Here is a 23,653-nt window from a genome sequence, read left to right on the forward strand (position 1 = left end):
CGAACGCTGGGATCTACAGCAACAACCCGGGCCTTGAAACGGTTCAATTCCGGGTGTCGATCCCCACCAAATAACCGGAAACACGTGCTCAAGCAGCGTTCCACACGGTAGCACACATAACGGTTGTCATTAGTGTCCAGTCTTGTGACGGCGTACCTTTTGTATAATGGGTCATCGACTTGGTCTATCTAGCAAGCTTAAGCCGTTAGGTGTAGGCGCAGCGAAAGCGAGTCTTAATAGGGCGATGAGTTAGATGGATCAGACCCGAAACCGAGTGATCTAGGCATGACCAGGCTGAAGGTAAGGTAACACTTACTGGAGGGCCGAACCCACATCTGTTGAAAAAGATCGGGATGAGTTGTGCCTAGGGGTGAAAGGCCAATCAAACTCGGAGATAGCTGGTTCTCTGCGAAATCTATTTAGGTAGAGCGTCATCCGAATACCCTCGGGGGTAGAGCACTGGATGGGTAATGGGGCCCCACAGGCTTACTGATCCTAACCAAACTCCGAATACCGAGGAGTACTAGATGGCAGACACACTGCGGGTGCTAACGCCCGTAGTGGAGAGGGAAACAACCCTGACCTCCGGCTAAGGCCCCCAATTCATGGCTAAGTGGGAAAGCAGGTGAGACGACCAAAACAACCAGGAGGTTGGCTTAGAAGCAGCCATCCTTTAAAGATAGCGTAACAGCTCACTGGTCTAAATAAGTTGTCTTGCGGCGAAGATGTAACGGGGCTCAAGCCATGAGCCGAAGCCGAGGAGTGCGTATGCACTGGTAGCAGAGCGTAGTGTGACATAGTTCCACTCCTCTTCAGCACCTTTCGAGGTGCTTTGGAGGATAGGAGCTTTCGATGAAGCGGGCGCGTGAGCGATCCCGTGGAGAGATCACTAGTGAGAATGATGACATGAGTAGCGACAAAGAGTGTGAGAGACACTCTCGCCGAAAGTCCAAGGGTTCCTGCTTAAAGCTAATCTGAGCAGGGTAAGCCGACCCCTAAGGCGAGGCCGAAAGGCGTAGTCGATGGGAATCAGGTTAATATTCCTGAGCCAGATGGAAGTGACGGATTGCGAAGGTTGTTCATCCTTATCGGATTGAATGGGCAGCTTAGCAGTCCCTGGAAATAGCTCCATCATAAGATCGTACCCTAAACCAACACAGGTGGACTGGTAGAGAATACCAAGGCGCTTGAGAGAACGATGTTGAAGGAACTCGGCAAAATACCTCCGTAAGTTCGCGAGAAGGAGGCCCGGGTTTCAGGCAACTGAAGTCCGGGGGCACAAACCAGGGGGTGGCGACTGTTTACTAAAAACACAGGGCTCTGCGAAGTCGCAAGACGACGTATAGGGTCTGACGCCTGCCCGGTGCCTGAAGGTTAAAAGGAGATGTGAGAGCGTCGAATTGAAGCCCAGGTAAACGGCGGCCGTAACTATAACGGTCCTAAGGTAGCGAAATTCCTTGTCGGGTAAGTTCCGACCTGCACGAATGGCGTAACGACTTCCCCGCTGTCTCCAACATCGACTCAGCGAAATTGAATTGCCTGTCAAGATGCAGGCTTCCCGCGGTTAGACGGAAAGACCCCGTGCACCTTTACTACAGCTTCGCACTGGCATCAGGACTGCATTGTGCAGGATAGGTGGTAGGCTTTGAAACAGGGACGCCAGTCTCTGTGGAGCCATCCTTGAGATACCACCCTATGCATTCTTGATGTCTAACCGCGGTCCCTTATCGGGATCCGGGACCCTGCGTGGCGGGTAGTTTGACTGGGGCGGTCGCCTCCTAAAGCGTAACGGAGGCGCGCGAAGGTTGGCTCAGAGCGGTCGGAAATCGCTCGTTGAGTGCAATGGCATAAGCCAGCCTGACTGCGAGACTGACAAGTCGAGCAGAGTCGAAAGACGGCCATAGTGATCCGGTGGTCCCAAGTGGGAGGGCCATCGCTCAACGGATAAAAGGTACGCCGGGGATAACAGGCTGATACTGCCCAAGAGTCCATATCGACGGCAGTGTTTGGCACCTCGATGTCGGCTCATCTCATCCTGGGGCTGGAGCAGGTCCCAAGGGTACGGCTGTTCGCCGTTTAAAGAGGTACGTGAGCTGGGTTTAGAACGTCGTGAGACAGTTCGGTCCCTATCTGCCGTGGGTGTAGGATACTTGAGAGGAGTTGCCCCTAGTACGAGAGGACCGGGGTGAACGTTCCACTGGTGGACCAGTTGTCGTGCCAACGGCAGTGCTGGGTAGCTATGAACGGACAGGATAACCGCTGAAGGCATCTAAGCGGGAAGCCCCCCTCAAAACAAGGTATCCCTGAGGACCGTGGTAGACCACCACGTCGATAGGCCGGAGATGTAAGCGCAGCAATGCGTTCAGTTGACCGGTACTAATTGTCCGATAGGCTTGATTTGATCCAGTAAAAGCCAGATTGGCTTATGCGGATCCAGAAGCCGTACACTTAAACAAGTGTGCTGACTTGGAGTTCAAGGATCTTTCTCGGTTTGGTGGTCATAGCACGAGCAAAACACCCGGTCCCATCCCGAACCCGGCCGTTAAGTGCCGTAGCGCCAATGGTACTGCGTCTCAAGACGTGGGAGAGTAGGTCACCGCCAAACCTAGTAAGATCCTTAGAACTGTATCTCTCTTTCGATTTTCTCCACACGAGACAACATTCTTGACTGTCCTCACGGCACCGTTACCCTTCGCGTGGGAGACGGGCATGACCAAATCAAAAAACCTGCTGGAAGAAACGCTTGCGGCGGCCATCGTCGATCCGTCGACAGTTGAAACCGATGGCACGCCGAAACTGAAATACGCGGAAGGGACTCGCGAGCACAAAAGCCGCACCCATGTCGACAATCGCGGCACGGTGACGGAGCTTTTCGATACGCGCTGGAACTGGCATCCCGAGCCGATCAATTTCGTCTATACCTACACGATCCGGCCGGGTCTGGCGAAAGGCTGGGGCCTGCACAAGGAACACGAGGATCGGTATTTCCTGCTGGACGGTCGGATGGAGATCGTCTGTTACGACGTGCGCCCCGACAGCAAGACCTACGGCGAGATATCGAAGATCATTCTGTGCCAAGAAAACCCCAGGATCATCAGCATCCCGGCCTTCGTCTGGCATGCGAACGTCAATATCGGCAATTCGGATGTGCGGGTTATCAATTTTCCGACGCAGCCCTACGATCACGCCAAGCCGGACAAGGTGCGCCTGCCGATCAATACCGACCTGATCCCCTATACGTTCCCGCCGGGTATCAACGGCTGGTAGGCGGGCGGAGACGGCCGCGTGCCACGAACCCTGATCCTTTGCCCGACGCATGATCATGCCGACACGCTGTTTGCGTCGGTGGCCAGCGTGCGGGCGCAGCAGGATCCGGATTGGGAACTGGTAGTGATCTGCGACGGCGCGCCCGACCGCAGCATCGAGATCCTGGAGGCGACCCGCGCCGCCGACCCGCGCGTGCGCTTTGTCGCGCATCCGAAGGGCGCGCGTCTGGGCGAAGCCTATCGCGACCCCATCGTGCGTGGATCGGATGCCGAGTTCATCTGCCATATCGGCGATGACGACCTGTGGTGCGACACGCACCTTGGCGTCATGCGGCGAATGCTGGAGAATGCGGATTACGCGATGCAGGGCACGCTGGAGTGTGAGGCGGGCGGCACATGGGTGTGGAACTTCGCGCATTCCGGCACGAATGGAGCACGCGCGCTGGCGCATCACGATCCTCCCGCCATTCCGACAGCGGGACTGAACCCCTTTGCCGTGCGGCGCGCCGCCTATGAACGGCTGGAAAGCGGCTGGAGGCCAGCGCCGCCGGGGCTCGGGTCTGACGTCAACATGTGCGTGCAATATGTGCGGCGGGACGACATGCGCATCGCCAGCAGCGCCGTGACGAGTTTCGTCAAGCTGCCCTCGCGGCTGAAGCGGCAGGCCTTCAATCCGACGGAACGGCTGATAGACCTGATGCCGGTCTTGGCGCAGATCAATCGCGAAAGTTATCTGCCCGGATGCCGGCGCGATGCGGTGATCGGCACCCCGGTCATGCGCGCGCTTTATCATGCCGATGCGGGCGCTTGCGCCTCGCTGGAAGCGGCACTTGCGATGATTGGTATCCGTGCCGTGGCACCACAAGCGGCCCCCGGGATCGTCACCGGTGCCGACATGATGGACGTGCCCTTGACCCCGTCGCAAAGCCTGCAATGCCGCATGGCGTGGCTGTTGCTGCGCGTGGGCTGCACCCGGTCCGCAGACCAGGAGCTGGCCGTGACGGCGGCGCAGGGCATAAGCTGGCTTTTGACGCCCTATCTCGAAACCTGGGGCCAGTATGCGCCGGACCCGGCACTGGAGGCGGCACGGCGTTTGCGCCGCGCGCATGTCGAGACCGAAGTGATGACGGCGTTCATCATCCGGACCCTGATCCTGCAAAGAGACCTGAGTGCCGCCGAGGCGGAACTGTCGGCTGCGTCGGACACCTGGGCCGATACGGGATGGTTCTTGCAGATGCGCGCCTGGTACAGCGATGCCGAACGGCGTAAACCCCGCGACGCGTGACGCCGGACATTGGAGCTGGAACTTTCGCCCGGGCTGCATCGTTGACAAGCGACCAGGAAGGGGACGCGATGGCCAAGGCGAAATCAGGAAACTCCAAGAAAGTCGAGCCGCCAGAGCCGCCGGAAAAGTCGATCGATGACCGTTATGAGCGGCGATCCAAGGCCTTTGCGCGGCTGAGCGCGGGCATTGCTGCGGGAAAGTATCTTGTCCCGCCAAAGTTTCTGGAAGGCCAGGCGCGCCGGCTTCACGTGCGAACGACGATCCGGGAAGATCATTCCGCGCGAATCTCGGAAAGCTCGAAAGAAGCGCAGGACAAGTTCGACAAGCTGTCGGACGGCCTGTTTCATTTTTTCCGGGGCACGGCGTTGCTCTTCTATCGCGACATGGCGGGCGAGGATGGCCACATGCCCACGGTGATGGCGCTGGGGGATGTGCATCCGGAGAATTTCGGCGTCATGCCCGACCGGAACGGGGCGCCGATTTTTGGCGTGAACGATTTCGACGAGACGACCTATGCGCCGTTCAGCTGGGACATCAAGCGCGGCGCCGTGGGTTTTTGGATCGCGGCGCTGGAAGAAGGCGATCTCAAGCCGAAAAAGGCACGCAAGATCGTTCGAAAATTCGTCCAAGGCTACGCTTTGGCCATGCAGCGTTACGCCAACAAGTCGACGGAAAGCAACGATGCCTACCGTATCGACAATTCGCCGAAGGTCATCCAGCGGCTGTTCGAGCAGGCGTGGGAGGAGCGCAAGGATTGGCTTTGGGATGACTACCTGACGCCGAACGGCCGTGGCTTTCGGTCGGATGACGAGTTGCAGCCGCTGTCGACCGAAGTCGACAAGTTCCAAAAGGCGATCAACGACTTGGCCAGGTCCAACGGTATCGACGCGCCGGATCGCGCCGGGGAGCTGAAGGTCAAGGACGTCTGCGTGCGGCACGGCCAAGGCACGGCCTCGCTTGGCTTGCCACGGTATTACGTGCTGATCGAAGGGCCGTCGCAGGATGCGACCGACGACATTATTATCGAGTTCAAGGCCGCGCGCCGGTCAGCACTGGACGGGTTGACGCCGCCCAACGCATTTGATGCCGGAAAGCAGGCCGAGCGGATAAAGCACGGGCAGCGCGTGCAACTCGCGCATGGCGATATCTTTTACGGCGCTGTCGAGATCGACGGCAAAAGTTTCATGAGCCGCGAGCGGGCGCCGTTTCGCGATGACATCGACCTTGATGACCTGAGCTTCAAGTCGTGGAAGCATTATGCGAAGGTCTGTGGCGCTGCGCTGGCGCAGGCGCATGCGTTATCGGACGACTTGGGGCGAATCGATTACGACGTCGAGCCGTCTATCATGGACGCTATCTCGCCTTTGGAATTGTTCGTCGATGACATCGTCCGATTCACCGAGGAAGCGGTCGAGCGGCTGGAGCGCGACCACGCGTTTTTCCGTGAGGACCACAAGCATGGGGCATTTGACAGTCTTGATGTCGTGTTCCGGTGAGTTGTGCCGCAAGTCTTGTTAAAAAAATGTAATAAATGCCGACGCGGCCCCTTGCAGAGGTCACGGCGCAGGAGTAGATACCCGCCATTGGCGCGGGGTGGAGCAGCCCGGTAGCTCGTCAGGCTCATAACCTGAAGGTCGTAGGTTCAAATCCTACCCCCGCAACCAACTTAATCTGACCAAGAACAGAAAAAGCGCCCTTTGGGGCGCTTTTCTCGTTCAGGCTATCGGCAGTGATAATTTTGGCAGGGTCTTCATGAAGTGTCACCGCAAGCCTGTCTCCGGCGCTCTCGTCTGGACGGACAGCCGGGGAAGACAACACCCGCTGCAAAAAAGCCGCCCCGAAGGGCGGCTTTCGCGTTTCGATTCGGTGGCCGACCTTACATCTCGCACTCTTCGACGTAGACGTTGGAGTGATCCTCCAGCGCGGTGTCGATGATCTTGTTGGTGTAGACGTCGCCCTCCTTGATCACCTCGCGGACATAGATGTCCTGTACGGGGTGGTTGTTTGACGAAAACTCGAAATCGCCCCGCGTGGACTCGAAATCGGCCTCTTTCAGCGCGGCGCGGAACGCATCGGCGTCCGCTACGTCCGCCTTGGACATGGCCGACAGCAGCAGGTTCGCGGTGTCGTAGCCTTGAGATGCGTAAAGCGAGGGCAAGCGGCCGTATTCTTCCTGGAAGGCGGCGACGAATTCCACATTCGCCTCGTTGTCGAGGTCCTTGTTCCATTGGCTGGTGTTCTTGACGCCCATCGCCGCATCGCCAACGGCCTGCAGGATGCCCTGATCAAAGCTAAACGCAGGGCCGACGACCGGCAGGTCCACGCCGCTGTCGGCATATTGCTTGAGGAACGAGATGCCCATCCCGCCCGGCAGGAAGAAGAATACGCTGTCGGCGCCCGAGGCGCGGATCTGGGCGATCTCGGCGGCATAGTCGGTCTGGCCCAGCTGGGTAAAGACCTCGCCTGCCAGCTCACCCTCGTAGATGCGCTTGTAGCCGGTCAGCGCGTCCTGCCCCGCGGGATAGTTAGGCGCGAGGATAAAGCTGTTCTCGAACCCGGCAGAGTTGGCATAGCCGCCCGCGGCCTCGTGCAGGTTGTCGTTCTGCCACGCCACGTTGAAATAATTGGGGTTGCAGCCCTTGCCGGCCAGCGCCGAGGGGCCCGCGTTGGGAGACAGGTAGAACTTGCCCTGCGCGGTAGCGGCGGGCACCACGGCCATGGCGAGGTTCGACCAGATGATGCCGGTCAGCACATCGACCTTTTCGGACTGGATCATCTTGTCGGCCAGTTGCACGGCGATATCGGGCTTGCGCTGGTCATCCTCGACCACGACCTCGATACCCTCGTTGCCCGACATCTTGACCGCCAGCAGAAAGCCGTCGCGCACGTCGATGCCAAGGCCGGCGCCGCCGCCCGACAGCGTTGTGATCATGCCCACCTTCACGCCCTCGGCATGGGCCATCGCGCCAAGCGCGGTCATGGCCGTCGCGGCCAGGATGGATTTCAGTTTCATGGTTTCCTCTCCCTTAGAAGTATCAGAACGCCTTGAACGTCAGGGTCGTCTCGGTGCGTTCGATATTGTCGATTGTCGCGAGGTTCTCGTTGATGAATTTGCCCACGTCTTCGCCGTCGGGGACATACAGCTTCAAGAGCAGGTCAAACGGCCCGGAGGTGGAATAAAGCTCGGAATGGATTTCGCGCAGAGCGATGTCCTCGGCAACCTGATAGGAGGTGCCGGGGCGGCAGCGGATATTCACGAAGAGTGGGCGCATGTGATGGGTCTCCCGATCGGCTGGGGCCTATTTAGAGCGGTTTTCGGTGCGGATGGAAATGGCGAATTTCGTGCGCCGTTTCGGATCACTCCGGCACATGCCGCGCGCGCGCCCCGCGTTCGATGGCCGCCGCGTGCAGCCGGTCGATGTTCAGTTGGTACCGGATCTCGCCCAGAAAGCGCAGTTCGGTCTCGTCCAGCAGGCCGTCGGAGGCGGCCACGTCGCAGGCCAGCGCATAGGCGGTCTCGAAAAGGCGCTCGGGCAGGTTGTCGGTGACAAGGCCGAAAAGCGCGTCCAGCCCGTCCTCTTCGGCAAAGAGGTCGAACACCATCTGCGACACGGTCTTCATCCTGTCGGCGTCGTAGGTCGCAAAGATCGGCAGGTTGTCGATGGCGCTTTCGATCTTGACCAGCTCGGCGGTGCGGATCTCTTCGTCCGAGGCCGACACGGCGATCATGACCGCCACGAGGCAGTCCTGCGGGGTAAGCGGGTGAGAATCCTGGTCGGTCATGCGCTGTCCTTAAAGGGTCTTCATGCGGCGCAGAATATTGACTGTCCGGGGGCGGAGCAATAGGAACCGAGGCGGCCCGCCATTTGCGCGGGCCTCAACCGTTGGAGACCGATCATGTCCGAACTGCGCGACGCCGCGATGAGTGCGAAAGCCTGGCCCTTTGAAGAAGCGCGCCGGCTGCTCAAACGGTATGAAAAGGCGCCGCCCGAGAAGGGATATGTTCTGTTCGAGACCGGCTACGGCCCCAGTGGCCTGCCGCATATCGGGACCTTCGGCGAGGTTCTGCGCACGACGATGATCCGCCACGCGTTCCAGCAGATCAGCGATATCCCGACGCGGCTGTTCTGCTTTTCAGACGACCTGGACGGGATGCGCAAGGTGCCGGGCAACGTGCCGAACCAGGAAATGCTGCAAGAGCATCTGCAAAAACCGCTGACCAGCGTGCCGGACCCGTTTGGCGAGTTCGAGAGCTTCGGGCACCACAACAACGCCATGCTGCGCCGGTTCCTGGATACGTTCGGGTTCGAGTACGAGTTCTATTCTGCCACCGATTTCTACAAGTCCGGGCAGTTCGACGCGACGCTGCTGCGCGCGGCCGAGCGGTATGACGATATCATGAAGGTGATGTTGAAGAGCCTGCGCGAGGAGCGACAGCAGACCTATTCCATTTTCCTGCCGCTGCATCCCGAGACGGGGCGCGTCCTCTACGTGCCGATGAAGAACGTCGATGCCGCCAAGGGCGAGATCACCTTCGACGACGAGGATGGCCGCGAGTGGACCCTGCCGGTGACCGGCGGCAACGTGAAGCTGCAGTGGAAGCCCGATTTCGGCGCGCGCTGGGCCGCGCTGGGCGTGGATTTCGAGATGTACGGCAAAGACCATTCCACCAACACGCCGATCTACGACAAGATCTGCGAGATCCTGGGCACGCCCGCGCCGGAGCATTTCACCTACGAGCTGTTCCTTGATGACAAGGGGCAGAAAATCTCCAAGTCGTCGGGCAACGGGATCAGCATCGACGAATGGCTGAGCTATGCCAGCACCGAAAGCCTGTCCTATTTCATGTACCAGAAGCCGAAGACGGCCAAGCGGCTGTTCTTTGACGTGATCCCGCGCGCGGTGGACGAGTATCACCAGCAATTGCGCGCCTATCCCGGCCAGGATGCGGCGGGCAAGCTGAACAACCCGGTGCATCACATCCACAACGGCGACGTGCCCGAAAGCCGGATGGTGGTGTCGTTTGCCATGCTGCTGAACCTCGCCTCGGTTGCCTCGGCCCATGACAAGGAAACGCTATGGGGCTTCATCAACCGCTATGCGCCCGATGCCAGCCCCGAGACGCATCCAGACCTCGATGCCGCGGCAGGCTCGGCGGTGAAGTACTACGAGGATTTCGTCGCACCGACCAAGACCTACCGCGCACCCTCCGAGCTGGAGCGCGAGGCGTTGACCGACCTGCGCGACCAACTGGCCGCCTATGACGGCCCGGTCGAGGACGAGGCGCTGCAATCCATCGTCTACGCCGTGGGGCGTGACCGATTCGATCCGCTGCGCGACTGGTTCAAGGCGATCTACGAGACGCTGCTGGGCGCAAGCCAGGGGCCGCGGTTCGGCGGGTTCATCGCACTCTACGGTGTTGACGAAACCGTGGCGTTGATCGACCGTGCGTTGGCGGGCGAGCTGGCTTGATCCACGTCAAGGCTTGCCGTTCGCGGCAGGCTAGACTGGGGAAAAGACAGGGAGCAGGACCATGATCAGATCAATCACCCTCGCCGCGTGCCTCTTGGCCGGGGCGGCGACCGCGCAGGAGTCGATGCCCGAACCCGAAGAAGGGCGCGCGATCTTCGAGGAGAACTGCGCCGTCTGCCACGGTAGCAGCGGCATGGGCAACGGGCCGTGGGCAGGCTCTTACAACCCATCCCCTGCCGACCTGACGGCGCTGAAGGAGGATGGCGTGTTTTCCCGCACACGGGTCCTGTCGGTGATCGACGGCTATAATCGCACCGGCCTGCCGGGGCACGAGATGCCGGAGTTCGGCCTGCTGCTGCAGGGCGACACTGTGCCGGTGGACGTGGGCGACGGGGTGATGACACCGACGCCGCGCCCGTTGGCGGCCTTGCTGTTCTATATCGAAAGCATCCAGGACTAGACCCGGCAGATCCCGTTCAGCTCGACCCCGTCCCACGGCAGCACGACCTTGTCGGGGATGGTCAGCTTGCCCAGCGGGAACGCGCCTTCGAGCAATGATTTCAATCGCTTGGTGCGCGGCGCCCCGGGGTCCAGCGTGGCGCAGCAGACATATTCCTCGACGATCGAGGCCTGCTGTTCATAGCCGAAGTCGAGGAACCGCGTCTGCGTGTCGATGTCGAAAAGGTAGGGGTCGTCGCTGACCTGATGCTCGCGCACGGCCTTGAGCGGGCTATAGCCGGTCTGAGCGCGGTTTTGCCATTGCCAGACATGGGTCATCTCGTGGGCAAAGAGCATCGCCTCGACCAGGTAGAACCGCTCGTCATAGTCGGGCAGGTAATCCTTCAGGTACCAGTCTTTTGAATAGAAAACCTTGCTGAACAGCACGAAGGCGGCGGGGCTGACGGTGACCTCCTTGGTCTCCTCGGCCTGGGGCGGAAAGATGCGCTCGCGGCAGGCAAGGCGGGGGCGTTTCTTGCGGGTATAGGTGGTCTTGCCGATCAGGGCCCCCTCGACCAGCCGGATGCGGCCCGTGTCGATGGAGGGCCCGTGGATCTGCTGGGTGAAGGCTTTCTCGGTGTCCGTCAGGGGACGGCCACAGGAGATCAGGACAGCGAGAGAGAGCAGGAAAAGCCAGCGCATGTCCGGCAGGTTAACGGGGGATGAATGGACCGGATAGAGGGAATGTGAACCACGGCCCGAATCGCGCCCGTTCGCCTTGGTTAACAAGGGGATTGGGGGCGAAACGGAGGGTCGGTATCGCGTCGGTATCCGAGTGGTATTGCGACGGTGCGGTTTTCGGGATTTGCCGGGGTTAACGGGGCGTGCGGTGGTTTTGGTGGCGAGGAGGTCCCGGGTCAGGCCCGGAACGGGTGGTTCGGGGTGGAGAGGCCGCGCGAGGGCCAGACCGCTTGGGTGAGCGGGACGCAGTCAGCCGCGAACGGGCGGAGCCCAGGGGCGAGGAGGTCCCGGGTCAAGCCCGGGACGGGGTTGTGGAGTGGAGGGGCGGCGCGATTGCCAGACCGCGGGGTGGCGACCCGAGGGGTGTTCAGGGCACTTTATGGCTGCCGTGTCCGCATGACCTCTGATCGGGGGGCTTGCGTCAGCCAATCGCCAGCCCGGGGGGCGGTCTGGCGATCGCGCGGCGGCGCAGCGTTGCTGCGCCTTGATTCCGCGCGTTTCTAGTTGTTACTACTCCTCACCAATTCGCTGTTGAGCTTCGTCGTTCAGTTTTGTTTCTGTTTTGAAGGCCTTGGTGACGATATCCGGACCTTTCGCTACTAGAGCGCCAAACAAGCTTGAGATGACCGCGACAAATATTTTGTCTCTGTTTCGCTGAAAAAATGTATCTCGCGTTTGGTAATATACACTGCACTTTGTAACTTGTCTTTCAATGAGAAGTCCCAGCAGTGAAAAACTCAAGAACGTTGAAACAGTGACAAATGTCAGTTGCTGACGTGGCAACTTGTCATCTAGGTAAAGCAAAGCAGCGACCGTCAAAGGGCCGGTAAGAATAAACGGAAACGAGGGGTGGTGAATGAATGAACGCCACGCGGACCGCGAGCTCTTGAATTTGCGCGCCAAAGTTTTCGCTAAGAACTCGTCTGCTTCGTCATAGGAAATCGTCGCTTGGCCGCGCCTATCAATTGAAAAATTCACACTCAACATTTCAAATTCAAATGGGGATTCTATTAAAGCTTTGTGTTCGGAGAAATCGCTCCAGCCTTCTAGAATGGTTCTTTCAGCTTCACGGTAGTTGCCAGTTGTTATTGTGGCGTCCGGACACTTTTGTTTGAAGTCTTGGATGAAATCTAAAAACTCTTCGTTCGAAATCGCAAATGCATCTAGATCTATTCGATGCCTAGTCAGTGTATCCCGTAGTTTCTTAATCAAACATCCAACTCCTCCACGAACCGCGCATTCTCCTGGATGTACTGGAACCGCAGCTCGGGCTTCTTGCCCATCAGGCGCTCCACCAGGTCGCCGGTCTCGCCGGGTTCGTCCTCGTCGATGGTCACGCGGATGAGTTTCCGCGTCGCCGGGTCCATCGTGGTTTCCTTCAGGTCCTTGGCGTCCATCTCGCCCAGGCCCTTGAAGCGGCTGACGTCGATCTTGCCCTTGCCGCCCAGGCCCTTTTCCAGCCAGAGGTCGCGCTCGGCCTCGTCGAGGCAGTAGGTCCGCTTGGCCCCCTGGGTCAGGCGATAGAGCGGCGGGCAGGCGAGGTAGAGGTGGCCTGCGTCGATCATCGGCCGCATCTGGGTGAAGAAGAAGGTCATCAGCAGCGAGGCGATATGGGCGCCGTCCACGTCCGCGTCGGTCATGATGATGATCTTGTCATAGCGCAGGTCGTCGATGTTGAACCGCGTGCCAAGGCCGACGCCAAGCGCCTGTGTCAGGTCGTTGATCTCGGCGTTGCTCCCAAGTTTCGAGCTGGCCGCGCCCAGCACGTTCAGGATCTTGCCGCGTAGGGGCAGGAGGGCTTGCGTCTTGCGGTCCCGGCCCATTTTCGCCGATCCACCGGCGGAATCCCCCTCGACGATGAACAATTCGGTGCCGTCGCGCGTAGAAGAGGAGCAATCCACCAATTTGCCGGGAAGGCGAAGTTTTTTCGTGGCGGATTTGCGTTGTGTTTCCTTCTCGGCGCGCCTGCGCAGGCGTTCCTCGGCCCGCAGGACGAGGAAGTCGAGGATGGCCCCCGCCGACTTGGTGTCGGCCGCGAGCCAGTTGTCGAAATGGTCGCGGACGGCGTTTTCCACCAGACGCTGCGCCTCGGTCGTCGCCAGCCGGTCCTTGGTCTGGCCGACGAATTCCGGCTCGCGAATAAAGCACGAGACCAGCGCGCAACCGCCGGTCATCAGGTCGTCGCGGGTGATGTTGGCGGCTTTCTTGTTGTTGACCAACTCGCCATAGGCCTTGATGCCTTTGACGATCGCGGCCCAGAAGCCCGCGACATGCGTGCCGCCCTCGGGCGTGGGGACGGTGTTACAGTAGCTTTGCAGGAAGCCGTCGCGGCTGGGCGTCCAGTTGATCGCCCATTCGACCTTGCCCGGGGTGCCGAAGCGTTCCTGAAAATCGACGTTGCCGGCAAAGGGGTTCTCGGCATAGGTCGAGGCGCTGCCCATGGTTTCCATCAGATAGTCCGAGAGGCCGCCGGGGAAGTGGAACGTGGCCTCCTGCGGGGTGTCGCCGTCGGCAATGGCGGATTTCCAGCGGATCTCGACGCCCGAGAAAAGATAGGCCTTGGAGCGGATCGAGCTGAAGAGCCGGGCGGGCTTGAAGCGGTGGTGGCCGAAGATCTCCTCGTCGGCGTGAAAGGTGACAGTGGTGCCGCGCCGGTTGGGGGCGGCGCCGACCTCCTGCACCGGGCCGAGCGGCTTGCCGCGGGAAAAGCGCTGTTCGTGGAGCTTCTTGTCGCGGGCCACCTTGACGACCATGGAATCCGAGAGCGCGTTCACGACCGAGGCGCCGACGCCGTGCAGGCCGCCAGAGGTCTGGTAGGCCTTGCCCGAGAACTTGCCGCCCGCGTGGAGCGTGCAGAGGATGACTTCGAGCGCGGATTTGCCGGGGAACTTGGGGTGTTCGTCTACCGGCATGCCGCGGCCATTGTCGCGGATGGTGATGGAATAATCGTCGTGCAGCTCGACCTCGATCCGGTTGGCATGGCCCGCCACGGCCTCGTCCATGGAGTTGTCGAGGATCTCGGCCACAAGGTGGTGCAGCGCCCGCTCGTCGGTGCCGCCGATATACATGCCGGGGCGCTTGCGGACAGGCTCCAGCCCCTCCAGAACCTCGATCGAGGAGGCATCGTAATCGCCGGATTCGGTCGGTGAGAGGAGGTCGTCGGCCATGTGCGCTGCTCTTTGTTTTATGGGTTGGGGCGCAGTATGGCAGAGGGAAAGCAGTGGGGGAAGTGGGAACGGGCCTTATTCCGAGGGGTATTGTGCGAGGTACCGGGCGCATCCCCTGAGTGCCGCGTTGTCGTCGGCGATGAGCGTCACGGGAATTGCGGCGAGGATGTCGGTGTAAGGCCCGCGCGGGTGGAATGTGTCGGTGAAGCCAAGTGGAGCGAGATAAGGCGCGACGGCCCGGGCGGTGCCGCCGATGAGGTAAAGCCCCCCGGTCGCCATATGCGACAGGCACAGGTTCGAGGCGGCGAGGCCCAGCAGAGACACGAAGGCTTGCAGGGTCTTGCGCGGCTCAAGGCCGATGATCTCGGTCGGTGTGAGGGTCTCGCCGGTATAGAAGCGGTGCAGCCGGGTCAGGCCGGGGCCGGAAAGGGCTGCCTCGATGGGCAGGTGTGATGCCGCGCCGCGCAACGCATCGTAGAGCGCGCGAAAGCCCGGCGCGTCGGGCAGGGTGGTGTGGCCGGATTCGGACGGCGGAACGAAGAGGTCGTCGCCCACGCGGTGTGCGACCGCGATGTTGCAGCCGGTTCCCAGCCCAAGCGCCATGCGCGGGCCTTCGGGGTCGGGCGTGCCTGGGATCAACGGAGTGAGGCTGTCCGCGTCCAGATCGTCAAGCGCGTAGGCCTGCGCCTGAAGGTCGTTGATCAGGTGGACATGATCGGCACCGGTGGCGCGGGCCAGCGCGTCGGCCTCGATGTGCCAGTCGTGGTTGGTCAGTTGCGCCGCGCCGTCGCGCACCGGCCCGGCGACCCCCACGCAGATCGCGCTGACGGGGCCGGGGCGCTGGGCGTCCAGATAGGCGGCCAGCAGATCGGCAAGGTCTGCGTGATCCGCATTGGCAAAGCTGCGGGCGGTCTCGGACAGAAGGCCCGTGCCATCCGACAGGCCGACACGGCAGGAGGTGCCGCCAAGGTCGACCAGAAGGCGCATCATGCCTGCCAGTTGCGGGCCAGCGCGCGGGCGGCATTGGCAAAGAGCAGCACGTCGATGCCGACGCCCAGCATCTGCGCGCCCCAATCGCGGTAGGTGCGCGTCGTCTCGGCGTCGATGCCGAGGATGCCGGGCGCCTTGCCTGCCGCGCGAATACGGGCCAGCGCGTCCTGCATGGCGGCGCGCACCTCGGGGTGGTTCGCGTCGCCGCGATGGCCCATGTCGTTGGCCAGATCGGACGGCCCGATAAAGGCCGCATCGACACCCTCGACCGCGCAGATCGCATCAAGATTGTCCAGCGCGGCCACGCTTTCGATCTGGACCACGAGGCACATCTGGTCGTTGGCCGTGGCGATATAGTCGGGCACCGCGCCAAAGCCCGAGGCCCGCCCCAGCGCCGCGCCGGAGCCGCGCACGCCTTCGGGCGGATAGCGCATGGCGCGCACGATCCGTTCGGCCTTGGCCGCCGTGTCGACCATCGGCGCCAGAAGCGTCTGCGCGCCCGCGTCGAGCACCTGTTTGATGATCCAGTCCTCGGCCACGGGCACGCGCACGATGGCCTCGCTGCTGGAGGCTTGCAGGATGCCGATCTGGGCCGACAGGGTCTGGAGCGTGTTGGGCGCATGCTCGCCGTCGAGGATCAGCCAGTCGAACCCGGCAGTGCCGAGGATCTCGGTGGCATAGGCCTCTGCGAAGCCGGCCCAGCAGCCGACAAGAGGCTGGCCGGCGGCAAGGGCGGTCTTGAAGCGGTTGACGGGGGCGGACATGGGCGGACCTCGTGTGTCTTGGTGGTAAGGGACAGTTAAACGCGGCGCTGGGGAGACGTCCAGCGACGCAGGGCGGGAACCGGCGGTGCGGGTTGCGCGTTATCCGCGTGAAACCACCCCGAGGGGTACGCACGCAATGACATTCACCGAAGCCATAGGCCGCACCGCGCGGCACAGACAAACCGGGCGGACCGAGCGCGAACCGGGCCGCATCGGGCTGACGATTCTGGGGATCGTCATGATGGTTGGCGGCGTTCTGGCGTTCTTCAACCCGTTCGCCGCTTCGCTGACCGTAACTGCCGTCGCCGGTGCCGCGTTCCTGCTGGCGGGTCTGACGCAGCTTTGGCTGGCCTTCAGTGATCACGGCGACGCGCTGGGCGGCCGGATGATCGGAGGTTTAATCGGGCTGGCCTTCGTGCTTTTCGCGATATCGCTGTTGATGAACCCGGTTGCCGGGCTGATCACGCTGACTCTGGCGGTCGCAGGGCTGTTTGGCGCGCTTGGCCTGCTGCGGCTGGTCTATGCCGTCCGGATGCGCCCACGGCACGGCTGGGGCTGGATCGCCGGGGCCGGGCTGTTGTCACTGGCGCTGGCCGGGATGATCGTGCTGGGCCTGCCGGGCGCGGCCGCCGACGTGCTGGGCCTGTTCCTGGGTGTCGACCTGACCCTATCGGGCATCGCGACACTTGCGCTGGCATGGCACACGCCAAAGGCATCCGGCCAAGACGTTTCGTAAACGGTAGACTTTCCAAAACGTGCAGGCGGGCGCGCTCCATGCGGGACGCGCCCGTCTTGTGCGTGACAGGACGATGCACGCGCCGCTTTCCAAAGCGTTTTGCGATGGACAGGTTCGTGGCGCTGTGATTCCGTAGCTCCATGACGGACAGGCGCGTTACCATTCGCATCACGGCCATGCTGGGCCTTGCCACGCTGGTGGTGTTGCTTCTGATGGGGCGCAACCCGACATGCCCCTGTGGCTGGGTGGACCTGTGGGGCACCATGGGCACCAGCGAGGGCAGCCAACAAGTGTTCGACTGGTACTGGCCCAGCCACCTGCTGCACGGGTTCCTGTTCTACGCGCTGCTGTGGCTGGTGGCGCGCCGGGTCGACCTGGGCTGGCGGCTGGTGATCGCGACGGCGGTGGAATGCGCGTGGGAGATCATCGAGAACACCAACGCGGTGATCGAGCGCTACCGCGAGGTGACGATCTCGCTGGATTACTATGGCGACAGCGTGCTGAACTCGGCGTCGGACATCGTGGCGATGTGGCTGGGCTTCTGGCTGGCGCGGCGGTTGCCGGTCTGGGCCAGCGTGGCCGTGGTGGTGGGGTTCGAGCTGCTGACGCTGTGGATCATCCGCGATAACCTGACGCTGAACGTGGTGATGCTGCTTTACCCCGTCGAGGCAATTGCCGAGTGGCAGGCGGGCGGCTGAGGCTGCTCAGTCGTCGTCGCGCCGGTCCTTGCCGCGCCGCGTGCCGCGGCCGATGCCGATGAAGGATATCACGACAATGGCGACGAGAAGAAGGACGACAAGGCCCATGCGGTGCGTCTCCAGACGAGGTGGTTGCAGACAGGGGTAGCGGGTGTTGCGAGGCGTCGCAAGGCGGGGAGGACCCCGCGTTCGGTAGGTACGCAGGCTCTGATACAACGAAAAACGCCCCCGCAGATCCTGCGGAGGCGCTCGGACTGCAAGCGAAAGCGAAGGGCGTCAGACCGCGAGGTTGGGAATGATCTGCTTCTTGCGGCTCATCACGCCGGGCAGGACCACGGTATCGCCCGCGACGGACGCGCCAAAGCTTTTCTCGGCCACGCCTTTCACCAGGTCGTTGGGCACCAGCAAGGTCGCTTCCTCGTTCAGGATGTCCACGACGAAGAGCAGCACCTGGTCGACGCCGTCTTCCTTGGCTACGTCCTGCATCGAGGTCATCAGGCTGTCCTTGCGCTCCAGCACAGAGGCGGGCGCGGTGGTTTCCAGGACCGAGACGCGGAACTTGGTGCCGCCGACCTCGTATTCCTTGCTGTCCATGCGAATGAGTTCGGCATCGGAAAAGGCCGAAACGTCGGACTTGGCCGCGAACATTTCGTCGGCATAGGCGTGGGGGTCAAGGTCCAGATCCTTGGCCAGACCCCAGGCGATCGCCTCGTCCTCCTGCGTGGTGGTGGGCGAGCGGAAGGCCAGCGTGTCCGACAGGATGCAGGTCAACATGGCGCCCTTCACCCATGTGGGCGCTTGGGCCATGTCCTTGTCGATCATCTTGTACATGATCGTGGCGGTGCAGGCCAAAGGCTCGATGCGGATGTCGATGGGGCCCTTGGTTTCCAGCCCGCCCACCAGCTTGTGGTGGTCGATGATGCCGCGAACGTCGGCGCCGTTGATGTTGGTGGGCAGTTCGGCGGGGTTGTTGGTGTCCACCACGATGCAGGGCTGGTCGTCATCGACATTGGTGATGATGCGCGGCTTGGGCAGGTCCCAGCGCTCCAGCATGAAGGCGGCCTCGGTGTTAGGCTCGCCCAGCAACACGGCCTCGGCCTCTTGGCCCTTCACTTCGTTCAGGTACCACGCCCAGATGATGGGCGAGCCGGTGCTGTCGGTGTCGGGGGATTTGTGGCCAAATACGAGCGTGGTCATCGGATATGTCGTCCTCGGGGCTGAAATAGGTTTGTTCGCGCGCCTTATAGGGCTGTGCGAAGGGCTTGTCACCCATGCAACCTGCGGCCAAATTGCCGGAATGCATGATGCGCGCGAAACCCTGTTATACGCCCCGGTCAAGGCCTGGCTGGAGGCGCTGGGCTATGCCGTGAAGTCCGAGGTCGGCCCGGCGGACGTGGTGGGCCTGCGCGACGGGGCCGAGCCGGTGGTGGTGGAGCTCAAGACCGGGTTTTCCCTGACCCTGCTGCAACAGGCGGTGGCGCGGCAGGCGGTGACCGAGCAGGTCTATGTCGCCGTGCCGCGCTGGAAGGGCAAGGCGGGGTGGCGGGCGTTCAAGGGCAACATCGGCCTCTGCAAGCGGTTGGGGCTGGGCGTGCTGAGCGTCAAGCCGAACGAGGGCACGGTGCAGGTGCATTGCGATCCGGCACCGTTCCAGCCGCGCCGGTCCAAGGTCAAGCGCGCGCGGCTGCTGAAGGAATTCAACGCCCGGCGGGGCGATCCGAACGAGGGCGGCACGCGGGGGCAGATCGAGACCGCCTACAAGCAGGATGTGCGGGCCTGCGTGGCCTACCTGTCCGAGCATGGGCCGTCCTCGGGCGCGGTGATCGCCAGGGCGACCGGCGTGGCGCGGGCGACGCGGATCATGGCGGACAATCACAGCGGCTGGTTCTTTCGGGTGGCGCGCGGGGTCTATGCGCTGAGCGAGACGGGCATGGCGCTGAGTGAAAGCGAGACCGATGCGTGATGCGCTTCGCGCGGCGCTGATGGCGCCCGTGCTGGTGCCCCAGGTGGCCTGGGTCGTGCTGCGCGCCGCGCGCCTGCCCGAGGCGGCGGGCCCGCGCGAAGGCGTGTCGGGCGAAGGCCCGGACCTGCGGCTGTTGATCCTGGGTGACAGTTCCGGCGCGGGCGTGGGCGTCGAGACGCAGGAGGACGCGCTGGCCGGGCGGCTGGTGGCGCATCTTGCGCCGCGTTTTCGCGTGCACTGGCGGTTGGAGGCGCGGGGCGGGGCGACCACGACAACCGCCCTGGCCGATCTGGGGCGAATGCCGCCTGCGGAATTCGACGTGGCGGTGATCGCGCTGGGCGTGAACGACGCCAAGAACGGGATGCGCCGGGCGCGGTGGCGGCGCAACTACGGCGACCTCGTGGCGCATTTGCAAGAGCGGTTCGGCGTGACGCGCATCGTCGCCTCGGGCGTGCCGCCGCTGGGGGTGTTTCCGCTGCTGCCGGGCCCTCTGCGCGGGGTTCTCGGGCGGCGCGCGGCGGCACTGGATGCCGAGCTGCGTGACCTCGTGGCGCAAAACCCCGCGCTGCGCTACGTTTCGATGGCGTTCCCGATGGACCGGGGCCTGATAGCCGAAGACGGGTTTCATCCCGCCGCGCCCTTGTATGACATGTGGGCGGGCCGGGTGGCGGAGCGGATCAGGGAGGGCTGAGCGTCATGCTGTGTCGGATCGGTGAGGTGGAGGTGTGGCGCATCCTGGAAATCGACGCGCCGTTTCTTGCACCCGAAGAGATGTTCCCGGGCGCTGGCCCGGATGTGGGCCGCGTCATCGCCGAGAAGGTGCCGGGCGGGCTATGTCCCCGGACGGGGCGCGTGATGCTGCCGATCCAGGGCTTTCTGCTGAAGACGCCGGGTCACGTGATCCTGGTGGATACCTGCGTGGGCAACCACAAGACCGCGCCGAGCTTTCCGGACTGGCATCAGCGCGACACGCCGCGTTTTTTGGATGCGCTGGGGGCGGCGGGCGTCGGCGTGGAGGATATCGACTACGTGCTGTGCACGCATCTGCATGTGGATCACATCGGTTGGAACACGCGGCTGCTGGACGGGCGCTGGGTGCCGACGTTCCCCAACGCGCGCTACCTGCTGCCGAAGGCGGATGAGGCGTTCTATGCCGAGAAAGCCAGGGGCATGTATGACGAGAGCCTCCTGCCGGTGATCGAGGCCGGGCAGGCGGAACTGGTCGAGGGCGCGCACGGGGTCGGTGATCATGTGACGCTGATGCCGACGCCGGGGCATACCGGGGGGCATGTGTCGGTCCGGGTGCAAAGCGGCGGGGCCGAGGCGGTGATCACCGGGGATGCCATCCACAGCGCGGCGCAATGCTGGCATCCCGAGTGGCACTTTACCTTCGATAAGTCGCCGGAGCAGGCGGTACGCTCGCGCCGGGCTTTGCTGGAGCATGCGGTGGAGCGGGATGCGCGGGTACTGGGCACGCATTTCCGGCTGCCGTCGCTGGGCCGGGTGCGGGTTGCGGGGTACGCATTCGCGTTTGTGGAGGATGTGTAGGGTGCGTTTTCAACGCACCGTGCCGGAACGGTGGTTGTCGGCCCAAAACAGGTGCGTTGAAAACGCACCCTACGCAAACGCCGCTTGCAGCGCGATGTCCACCATGTCGCCGAAGCTGGCCTCGCGTTCTTCGCTGGGCAGGGCCTCGCCGGTTTGCAGATGGTCCGACACGGTCAGCACCGACAGCGCCCGCGCGCCATGGCGGGCGGCCAGCGTGTACATCTCGGCGGTCTCCATCTCGACGGCGAGGATGCCGTGGCGGGTCATTTGCTCGTTCAGGTCGGGCCGCTCGTCATAGAACGTGTCCGACGAATAGATTCCGCCGACGTGATGCGGCACGCCCCGCGCCTCGGTCGCGGCCACGGCGGCCCGCAACAGGCCCCAATCGGCGCAGGGGGCGTAGTTCAGCTCGCGGAAGATGGTCGAGGAGGGCGTGCCGACGCTGCTGGCGGTCATGGCGATTATCACGTCGCGCAGGGCCACATGCGGCTGCATCGCGCCGGTCGATCCGATGCGGATCAGCGTTTTTGCGCCAAAGTCGCGCAAAAGTTCGTTGGCATAGATCGACAGGCTCGCCATGCCCATCCCGCTGCCTTGGATCGTCACGGGATGGCCCTGCCAGGTGCCGGTAAAGCCCAGCATCCCGCGCACCGCGTTGATCTGGCGCGGCGCATCCAAGAACCGCTCGGCGGCCCATTTGGCGCGCATCGGATCGCCGGGCATCAGGACGGTTTCGGCAATGTCGCCGGGTGCGGCGCCGATGTGGATTGTCATGGGGCTCCCCTCGGGTTCTGGATCGCGGTAAGGTAACGTCTGAACCTGCCGCCGCAAGAGAGGGAAATGTTGATACGGTCGATTATCCTGTGGGGTTTCTGCCTAGCGCTGCCATGCGCGGGGGCGGCGCAATCCGCCCACGAGATCGCCGTGGCGCGACAGGTCCTGGCAGACGCGCAGGCGCGCTCGGTGGCCGAGAACCGCGAATTTTGCGGCTATATCGGCTATACCGCCGCAGGCCGGCTGGCCACCACGAAGGCGCGGCGCGGATACCTGAACTACTGCGAGCCGCGCTGGCCGGAGCGTCTGCGCGTGGTGGCGTCCTGGCACACGCACGGGGCTTATGACGACGACGCATGGTCCGAGGTGCCCACCGTCAACGACCTCCGCGCCGACAAGGGCGAGGGTATCAACGGCTATATCGGCACGCCGGCCGGGCGGCTGTGGTTTCTCGACACGCGCCGCATGGAGGTGCGCCAGCTCTGCGGTCCGGGCTGCATCCCCGCTGATCCGGGTCACGTAATGGGGGCCGAGGGGCCGATCGCGCGCTCCTACACCCTGCGTGAATTGATGCGGCGCGAGGCCGCGCAATTTCCCTGAGCCGGGGCGCGAGGGCGCCTTAGCGGGTATACTTGATGAAAGGCGTCAGCTGCCCGATCCGGTCGTAAAGCTGGCGCGCTTGGGCATTGAAATCCTGCGTCATCCAATAGACCGAAGGCGTGCCGTTGGCATCGGCGGCGTTATAGACCGCCTCGATCAGCTTTCGGCCCACGCCGGTGCCGCGCACGGACGGATCGGCGTAGAGGTCCTGAAGGTAACAGATCTTCTCGACCCGCCAGTTATGCGGGTGAAAGATGTAATGTACGAGGCCCACGGGCGTCTCGTTGTCGAGCGCCAGCAGGCCGTTCTGGTCCGTCACCTCGGGGGCGCAAAGGCGGGCAAAGGTGGTCTGGTAAACCTCCTCGCTGACGCTGCTTTCGTAGAATTCCAGGTAGGCGGTCCAGAGTCTGCGCCAGTCGGTTTCGTCCTGGGGGGCGATGGGGCGGATGGAAAGGGTCATGGCAAGGCTCCGGACGCTGCAGATCGCAGTTTGTCGCGCGGGGCAGGCGGATTCCAGCATTTTTTCGCCGAACGGATTGCAACCGGCGGATCGACTGGCCATGTCTCATCCAACCGCAAACCAAGACAACCCCGTCGAGGAGACCATAATGATTTCACGTATCGCAATCGCCACCGCATCCGCACTGGCGCTGGGCACCGCCGGCTTCGCACAGGAAGCCACGCAAGACACCCAAGCGGAAGGCGCGGCCACCGAGACGACCAAGCAGGAGCCGACCAAGTCGCTGGCAAAGATCGAGCCGGCCGAAGGCATCAGCAACGAGACGCTGAGCGACGAGAAAGTCGCGTCGTTCGTGCAGGCGCTGGCGGCGGTCAACACCGTGGCCCAGCACTTCGTGCCCCGGATCGAGGCCGAGGAGGATGGCGAGAAACGCGCCGAGCTGATGGCCTATGCTAACGATTCGATCGTCAACTCGATCGAAGTGATTGCCGACATCACCCCGGCGGAATTCAAGGCGATCGATATCGCGGCGCAGGAAGATCAGGAACTAAACGACCGGATCATGGCCGAGCTCAAGACCGCCGCTGCTGAAGGCAAGGCCGCGCAGGAAAACGCGGAGGATGCCGGCGCTGCGGCCGAAGGCGCCGAGGGGGCTGCCGAAACCGAAGAAGAGACCACCGAGTAAGCGCGCCGGTCATCCGGCACGCCGTATGCGTTCCGGGGTCGCGCCCGATCCCTCCGCGGACGACCC

At 62.7% G+C, this 23,653-nt stretch carries 23 protein-coding genes, 1 tRNA gene and 2 rRNA genes (1 of these 26 only partly in view); 15 read left to right on the plus strand and 11 right to left on the minus strand.

Translation table 11 applies throughout. From position 1 onward, the window contains the following. The 6 genes from FIU86_RS01705 to FIU86_RS01730 all read left to right on the plus strand — a co-directional run. Positions 1-2,401 (plus strand): 23S ribosomal RNA (locus FIU86_RS01705) (it extends 1,085 nt beyond the left edge of the window). A gap of 89 nt (positions 2,402-2,490) precedes the next feature. Next, a 5S ribosomal RNA gene (gene rrf, locus FIU86_RS01710) occupies positions 2,491-2,605 on the plus strand. A 104-nt stretch (positions 2,606-2,709) separates the two neighbouring features. Next, the gene (locus tag FIU86_RS01715) at positions 2,710-3,267 is read left to right on the plus strand and encodes a dTDP-4-dehydrorhamnose 3,5-epimerase family protein (RefSeq protein WP_152473495.1); all 558 of its coding nucleotides are present in this window, start codon (positions 2,710-2,712) and stop codon (positions 3,265-3,267) included. Positions 3,268-3,285: 18 nt separating this feature from the next. Further along, positions 3,286-4,551: a glycosyltransferase family A protein gene (locus FIU86_RS01720; RefSeq protein ID WP_152473496.1), complete on the plus strand. Its 1,266-nt coding sequence runs from the start codon at positions 3,286-3,288 to the stop codon at positions 4,549-4,551. 68 nt (positions 4,552-4,619) lie between these two features. Beyond that, positions 4,620-6,047: a DUF2252 domain-containing protein gene (locus FIU86_RS01725; protein ID WP_152473497.1), complete on the plus strand. Its 1,428-nt coding sequence runs from the start codon at positions 4,620-4,622 to the stop codon at positions 6,045-6,047. A gap of 91 nt (positions 6,048-6,138) precedes the next feature. Beyond that, a tRNA-Met gene (locus FIU86_RS01730) sits at positions 6,139-6,215 on the plus strand. A gap of 212 nt (positions 6,216-6,427) precedes the next feature. On the opposite strand, the gene FIU86_RS01735 is transcribed toward FIU86_RS01730, so the two are convergent. From FIU86_RS01735 to FIU86_RS01745, 3 genes are all read right to left on the minus strand, one after another. After that, the gene (locus FIU86_RS01735) at positions 6,428-7,564 is read right to left on the minus strand and encodes an ABC transporter substrate-binding protein (RefSeq protein ID WP_152473498.1); all 1,137 of its coding nucleotides are present in this window, start codon (positions 7,562-7,564) and stop codon (positions 6,428-6,430) included. Between the two features lie 22 nt (positions 7,565-7,586). Beyond that, positions 7,587-7,823 (minus strand): Lrp/AsnC ligand binding domain-containing protein, encoded by a 237-nt coding sequence (locus tag FIU86_RS01740; RefSeq protein WP_103763804.1) that lies wholly within the window; start codon positions 7,821-7,823, stop codon positions 7,587-7,589. An 85-nt stretch (positions 7,824-7,908) separates the two neighbouring features. Next, the gene (locus FIU86_RS01745) at positions 7,909-8,334 is read right to left on the minus strand and encodes a tellurite resistance TerB family protein (protein WP_103763803.1); all 426 of its coding nucleotides are present in this window, start codon (positions 8,332-8,334) and stop codon (positions 7,909-7,911) included. Positions 8,335-8,448: 114 nt separating this feature from the next. Between FIU86_RS01745 and FIU86_RS01750 the strand changes: the two genes are divergently transcribed. Together FIU86_RS01750 and FIU86_RS01755 are read left to right on the plus strand one after the other, a co-directional pair. Then, the gene (locus FIU86_RS01750) at positions 8,449-10,023 is read left to right on the plus strand and encodes a lysine--tRNA ligase (RefSeq protein ID WP_152473499.1); all 1,575 of its coding nucleotides are present in this window, start codon (positions 8,449-8,451) and stop codon (positions 10,021-10,023) included. Positions 10,024-10,084: 61 nt separating this feature from the next. Then, positions 10,085-10,483 (plus strand): cytochrome c, encoded by a 399-nt coding sequence (locus tag FIU86_RS01755; protein WP_152473500.1) that lies wholly within the window; start codon positions 10,085-10,087, stop codon positions 10,481-10,483. On the opposite strand, the gene FIU86_RS01760 is transcribed toward FIU86_RS01755, so the two are convergent. The 5 genes from FIU86_RS01760 to FIU86_RS01780 form a co-directional block, all read right to left on the minus strand. Next, positions 10,480-11,163 (minus strand): hypothetical protein, encoded by a 684-nt coding sequence (locus FIU86_RS01760; RefSeq protein ID WP_152473501.1) that lies wholly within the window; start codon positions 11,161-11,163, stop codon positions 10,480-10,482. The two genes, FIU86_RS01755 and FIU86_RS01760, sit on opposite strands and share 4 nt — an antisense overlap. Positions 11,164-11,712: 549 nt before the next feature. Next, entirely contained in the window at positions 11,713-12,414 is a 702-nt protein-coding gene (locus FIU86_RS01765) for a hypothetical protein (RefSeq protein ID WP_152473502.1), read from the minus strand. Beyond that, the gene (gene parE / locus FIU86_RS01770) at positions 12,411-14,369 is read right to left on the minus strand and encodes a DNA topoisomerase IV subunit B (protein ID WP_152473503.1); all 1,959 of its coding nucleotides are present in this window, start codon (positions 14,367-14,369) and stop codon (positions 12,411-12,413) included. Before parE ends, FIU86_RS01765 begins: the two co-directional genes overlap by 4 nt. A gap of 75 nt (positions 14,370-14,444) precedes the next feature. After that, positions 14,445-15,359, minus strand: coding sequence for a glucokinase (locus FIU86_RS01775; RefSeq protein WP_254703916.1), 915 nt, complete (start codon positions 15,357-15,359; stop codon positions 14,445-14,447). Beyond that, positions 15,356-16,123 carry an HpcH/HpaI aldolase/citrate lyase family protein gene (locus tag FIU86_RS01780; RefSeq protein WP_152473504.1) on the minus strand — a complete coding sequence of 256 codons (768 nt, stop codon included), beginning with the start codon at positions 16,121-16,123 and terminating at the stop codon, positions 15,356-15,358. Before FIU86_RS01780 ends, FIU86_RS01775 begins: the two co-directional genes overlap by 4 nt. Before the next feature lie 136 nt (positions 16,124-16,259). On the opposite strand from FIU86_RS01780, the gene FIU86_RS01785 reads away from it, so the two are divergent. Both FIU86_RS01785 and FIU86_RS01790 read left to right on the plus strand, forming a co-directional pair. Further along, positions 16,260-16,859 (plus strand): HdeD family acid-resistance protein, encoded by a 600-nt coding sequence (locus FIU86_RS01785; RefSeq protein ID WP_152473505.1) that lies wholly within the window; start codon positions 16,260-16,262, stop codon positions 16,857-16,859. A 140-nt stretch (positions 16,860-16,999) separates the two neighbouring features. Then, the gene (locus FIU86_RS01790) at positions 17,000-17,557 is read left to right on the plus strand and encodes a DUF2585 family protein (protein ID WP_152473506.1); all 558 of its coding nucleotides are present in this window, start codon (positions 17,000-17,002) and stop codon (positions 17,555-17,557) included. Between the two features lie 276 nt (positions 17,558-17,833). Here FIU86_RS01790 and FIU86_RS01795 read toward each other — a convergent pair whose 3' ends face one another. Further along, positions 17,834-18,754: a manganese-dependent inorganic pyrophosphatase gene (locus tag FIU86_RS01795; protein WP_152473507.1), complete on the minus strand. Its 921-nt coding sequence runs from the start codon at positions 18,752-18,754 to the stop codon at positions 17,834-17,836. 100 nt (positions 18,755-18,854) lie between these two features. Here FIU86_RS01795 and FIU86_RS01800 point away from each other — a divergent pair, with 100 nt between their 5' ends. Genes FIU86_RS01800 through FIU86_RS01810 form a run of 3 tightly spaced genes read left to right on the plus strand, consistent with a single transcriptional unit; the run spans position 18,855 to position 21,068 of the window. Beyond that, positions 18,855-19,520 (plus strand): DUF2161 domain-containing phosphodiesterase, encoded by a 666-nt coding sequence (locus tag FIU86_RS01800; RefSeq protein ID WP_152473508.1) that lies wholly within the window; start codon positions 18,855-18,857, stop codon positions 19,518-19,520. Next, positions 19,513-20,211: an SGNH/GDSL hydrolase family protein gene (locus tag FIU86_RS01805; RefSeq protein WP_152473509.1), complete on the plus strand. Its 699-nt coding sequence runs from the start codon at positions 19,513-19,515 to the stop codon at positions 20,209-20,211. The genes FIU86_RS01800 and FIU86_RS01805 overlap by 8 nt, the downstream gene beginning before the upstream one ends. Before the next feature lie 5 nt (positions 20,212-20,216). After that, positions 20,217-21,068 (plus strand): MBL fold metallo-hydrolase, encoded by an 852-nt coding sequence (locus FIU86_RS01810; protein WP_152473510.1) that lies wholly within the window; start codon positions 20,217-20,219, stop codon positions 21,066-21,068. Between the two features lie 69 nt (positions 21,069-21,137). Here FIU86_RS01810 and deoD read toward each other — a convergent pair whose 3' ends face one another. Next, positions 21,138-21,842 carry a purine-nucleoside phosphorylase gene (gene deoD, locus FIU86_RS01815; RefSeq protein ID WP_152473511.1) on the minus strand — a complete coding sequence of 235 codons (705 nt, stop codon included), beginning with the start codon at positions 21,840-21,842 and terminating at the stop codon, positions 21,138-21,140. Between the two features lie 66 nt (positions 21,843-21,908). Between deoD and FIU86_RS01820 the strand changes: the two genes are divergently transcribed. After that, positions 21,909-22,442, plus strand: a complete 534-nt coding sequence (locus FIU86_RS01820) for a DUF4329 domain-containing protein (protein ID WP_152473512.1) — start codon at positions 21,909-21,911, stop codon at positions 22,440-22,442. Positions 22,443-22,461: 19 nt separating this feature from the next. Here FIU86_RS01820 and FIU86_RS01825 read toward each other — a convergent pair whose 3' ends face one another. Continuing rightward, positions 22,462-22,902 carry a GNAT family N-acetyltransferase gene (locus FIU86_RS01825; RefSeq protein WP_152473513.1) on the minus strand — a complete coding sequence of 147 codons (441 nt, stop codon included), beginning with the start codon at positions 22,900-22,902 and terminating at the stop codon, positions 22,462-22,464. A 148-nt stretch (positions 22,903-23,050) separates the two neighbouring features. Between FIU86_RS01825 and FIU86_RS01830 the strand changes: the two genes are divergently transcribed. Next, the gene (locus FIU86_RS01830; protein ID WP_172977399.1) at positions 23,051-23,587 is read left to right on the plus strand and encodes a DUF4168 domain-containing protein; all 537 of its coding nucleotides are present in this window, start codon (positions 23,051-23,053) and stop codon (positions 23,585-23,587) included. Positions 23,588-23,653 lie beyond the last annotated feature (66 nt).

The organism is Roseovarius sp. THAF9 (assembly GCF_009363715.1).
Lineage (GTDB): Bacteria > Pseudomonadota > Alphaproteobacteria > Rhodobacterales > Rhodobacteraceae > Roseovarius.

Excerpts from the sequence above, each read along its gene's own strand:
- parE (WP_152473503.1), bottom strand. The coding sequence starts at position 14,369 with ATGGCCGACGACCTCCTCTCACCGACCGAATCCGGCGATTACGATGCC.
- FIU86_RS01745 (WP_103763803.1), bottom strand. The coding sequence starts at position 8,334 with ATGACCGACCAGGATTCTCACCCGCTTACCCCGCAGGACTGCCTCGTG.
- FIU86_RS01760 (WP_152473501.1), bottom strand. The coding sequence starts at position 11,163 with ATGCGCTGGCTTTTCCTGCTCTCTCTCGCTGTCCTGATCTCCTGTGGC.
- deoD (WP_152473511.1), bottom strand. The coding sequence starts at position 21,842 with ATGACAATCCACATCGGCGCCGCACCCGGCGACATTGCCGAAACCGTC.
- FIU86_RS01780 (WP_152473504.1), bottom strand. The coding sequence starts at position 16,123 with ATGTCCGCCCCCGTCAACCGCTTCAAGACCGCCCTTGCCGCCGGCCAG.
- FIU86_RS01735 (WP_152473498.1), bottom strand. The coding sequence starts at position 7,564 with ATGAAACTGAAATCCATCCTGGCCGCGACGGCCATGACCGCGCTTGGC.
- FIU86_RS01715 (WP_152473495.1), top strand. The coding sequence starts at position 2,710 with ATGACCAAATCAAAAAACCTGCTGGAAGAAACGCTTGCGGCGGCCATC.
- FIU86_RS01805 (WP_152473509.1), top strand. The coding sequence starts at position 19,513 with ATGCGTGATGCGCTTCGCGCGGCGCTGATGGCGCCCGTGCTGGTGCCC.
- FIU86_RS01795 (WP_152473507.1), bottom strand. The coding sequence starts at position 18,754 with ATGACCACGCTCGTATTTGGCCACAAATCCCCCGACACCGACAGCACC.
- FIU86_RS01785 (WP_152473505.1), top strand. The coding sequence starts at position 16,260 with ATGACATTCACCGAAGCCATAGGCCGCACCGCGCGGCACAGACAAACC.
- FIU86_RS01810 (WP_152473510.1), top strand. The coding sequence starts at position 20,217 with ATGCTGTGTCGGATCGGTGAGGTGGAGGTGTGGCGCATCCTGGAAATC.
- FIU86_RS01820 (WP_152473512.1), top strand. The coding sequence starts at position 21,909 with ATGTTGATACGGTCGATTATCCTGTGGGGTTTCTGCCTAGCGCTGCCA.
- FIU86_RS01775 (WP_254703916.1), bottom strand. The coding sequence starts at position 15,359 with ATGATGCGCCTTCTGGTCGACCTTGGCGGCACCTCCTGCCGTGTCGGC.
- FIU86_RS01790 (WP_152473506.1), top strand. The coding sequence starts at position 17,000 with ATGACGGACAGGCGCGTTACCATTCGCATCACGGCCATGCTGGGCCTT.
- FIU86_RS01830 (WP_172977399.1), top strand. The coding sequence starts at position 23,051 with ATGATTTCACGTATCGCAATCGCCACCGCATCCGCACTGGCGCTGGGC.
- FIU86_RS01800 (WP_152473508.1), top strand. The coding sequence starts at position 18,855 with ATGCATGATGCGCGCGAAACCCTGTTATACGCCCCGGTCAAGGCCTGG.
- FIU86_RS01825 (WP_152473513.1), bottom strand. The coding sequence starts at position 22,902 with ATGACCCTTTCCATCCGCCCCATCGCCCCCCAGGACGAAACCGACTGG.
- FIU86_RS01755 (WP_152473500.1), top strand. The coding sequence starts at position 10,085 with ATGATCAGATCAATCACCCTCGCCGCGTGCCTCTTGGCCGGGGCGGCG.
- FIU86_RS01725 (WP_152473497.1), top strand. The coding sequence starts at position 4,620 with ATGGCCAAGGCGAAATCAGGAAACTCCAAGAAAGTCGAGCCGCCAGAG.
- FIU86_RS01750 (WP_152473499.1), top strand. The coding sequence starts at position 8,449 with ATGTCCGAACTGCGCGACGCCGCGATGAGTGCGAAAGCCTGGCCCTTT.
- FIU86_RS01740 (WP_103763804.1), bottom strand. The coding sequence starts at position 7,823 with ATGCGCCCACTCTTCGTGAATATCCGCTGCCGCCCCGGCACCTCCTAT.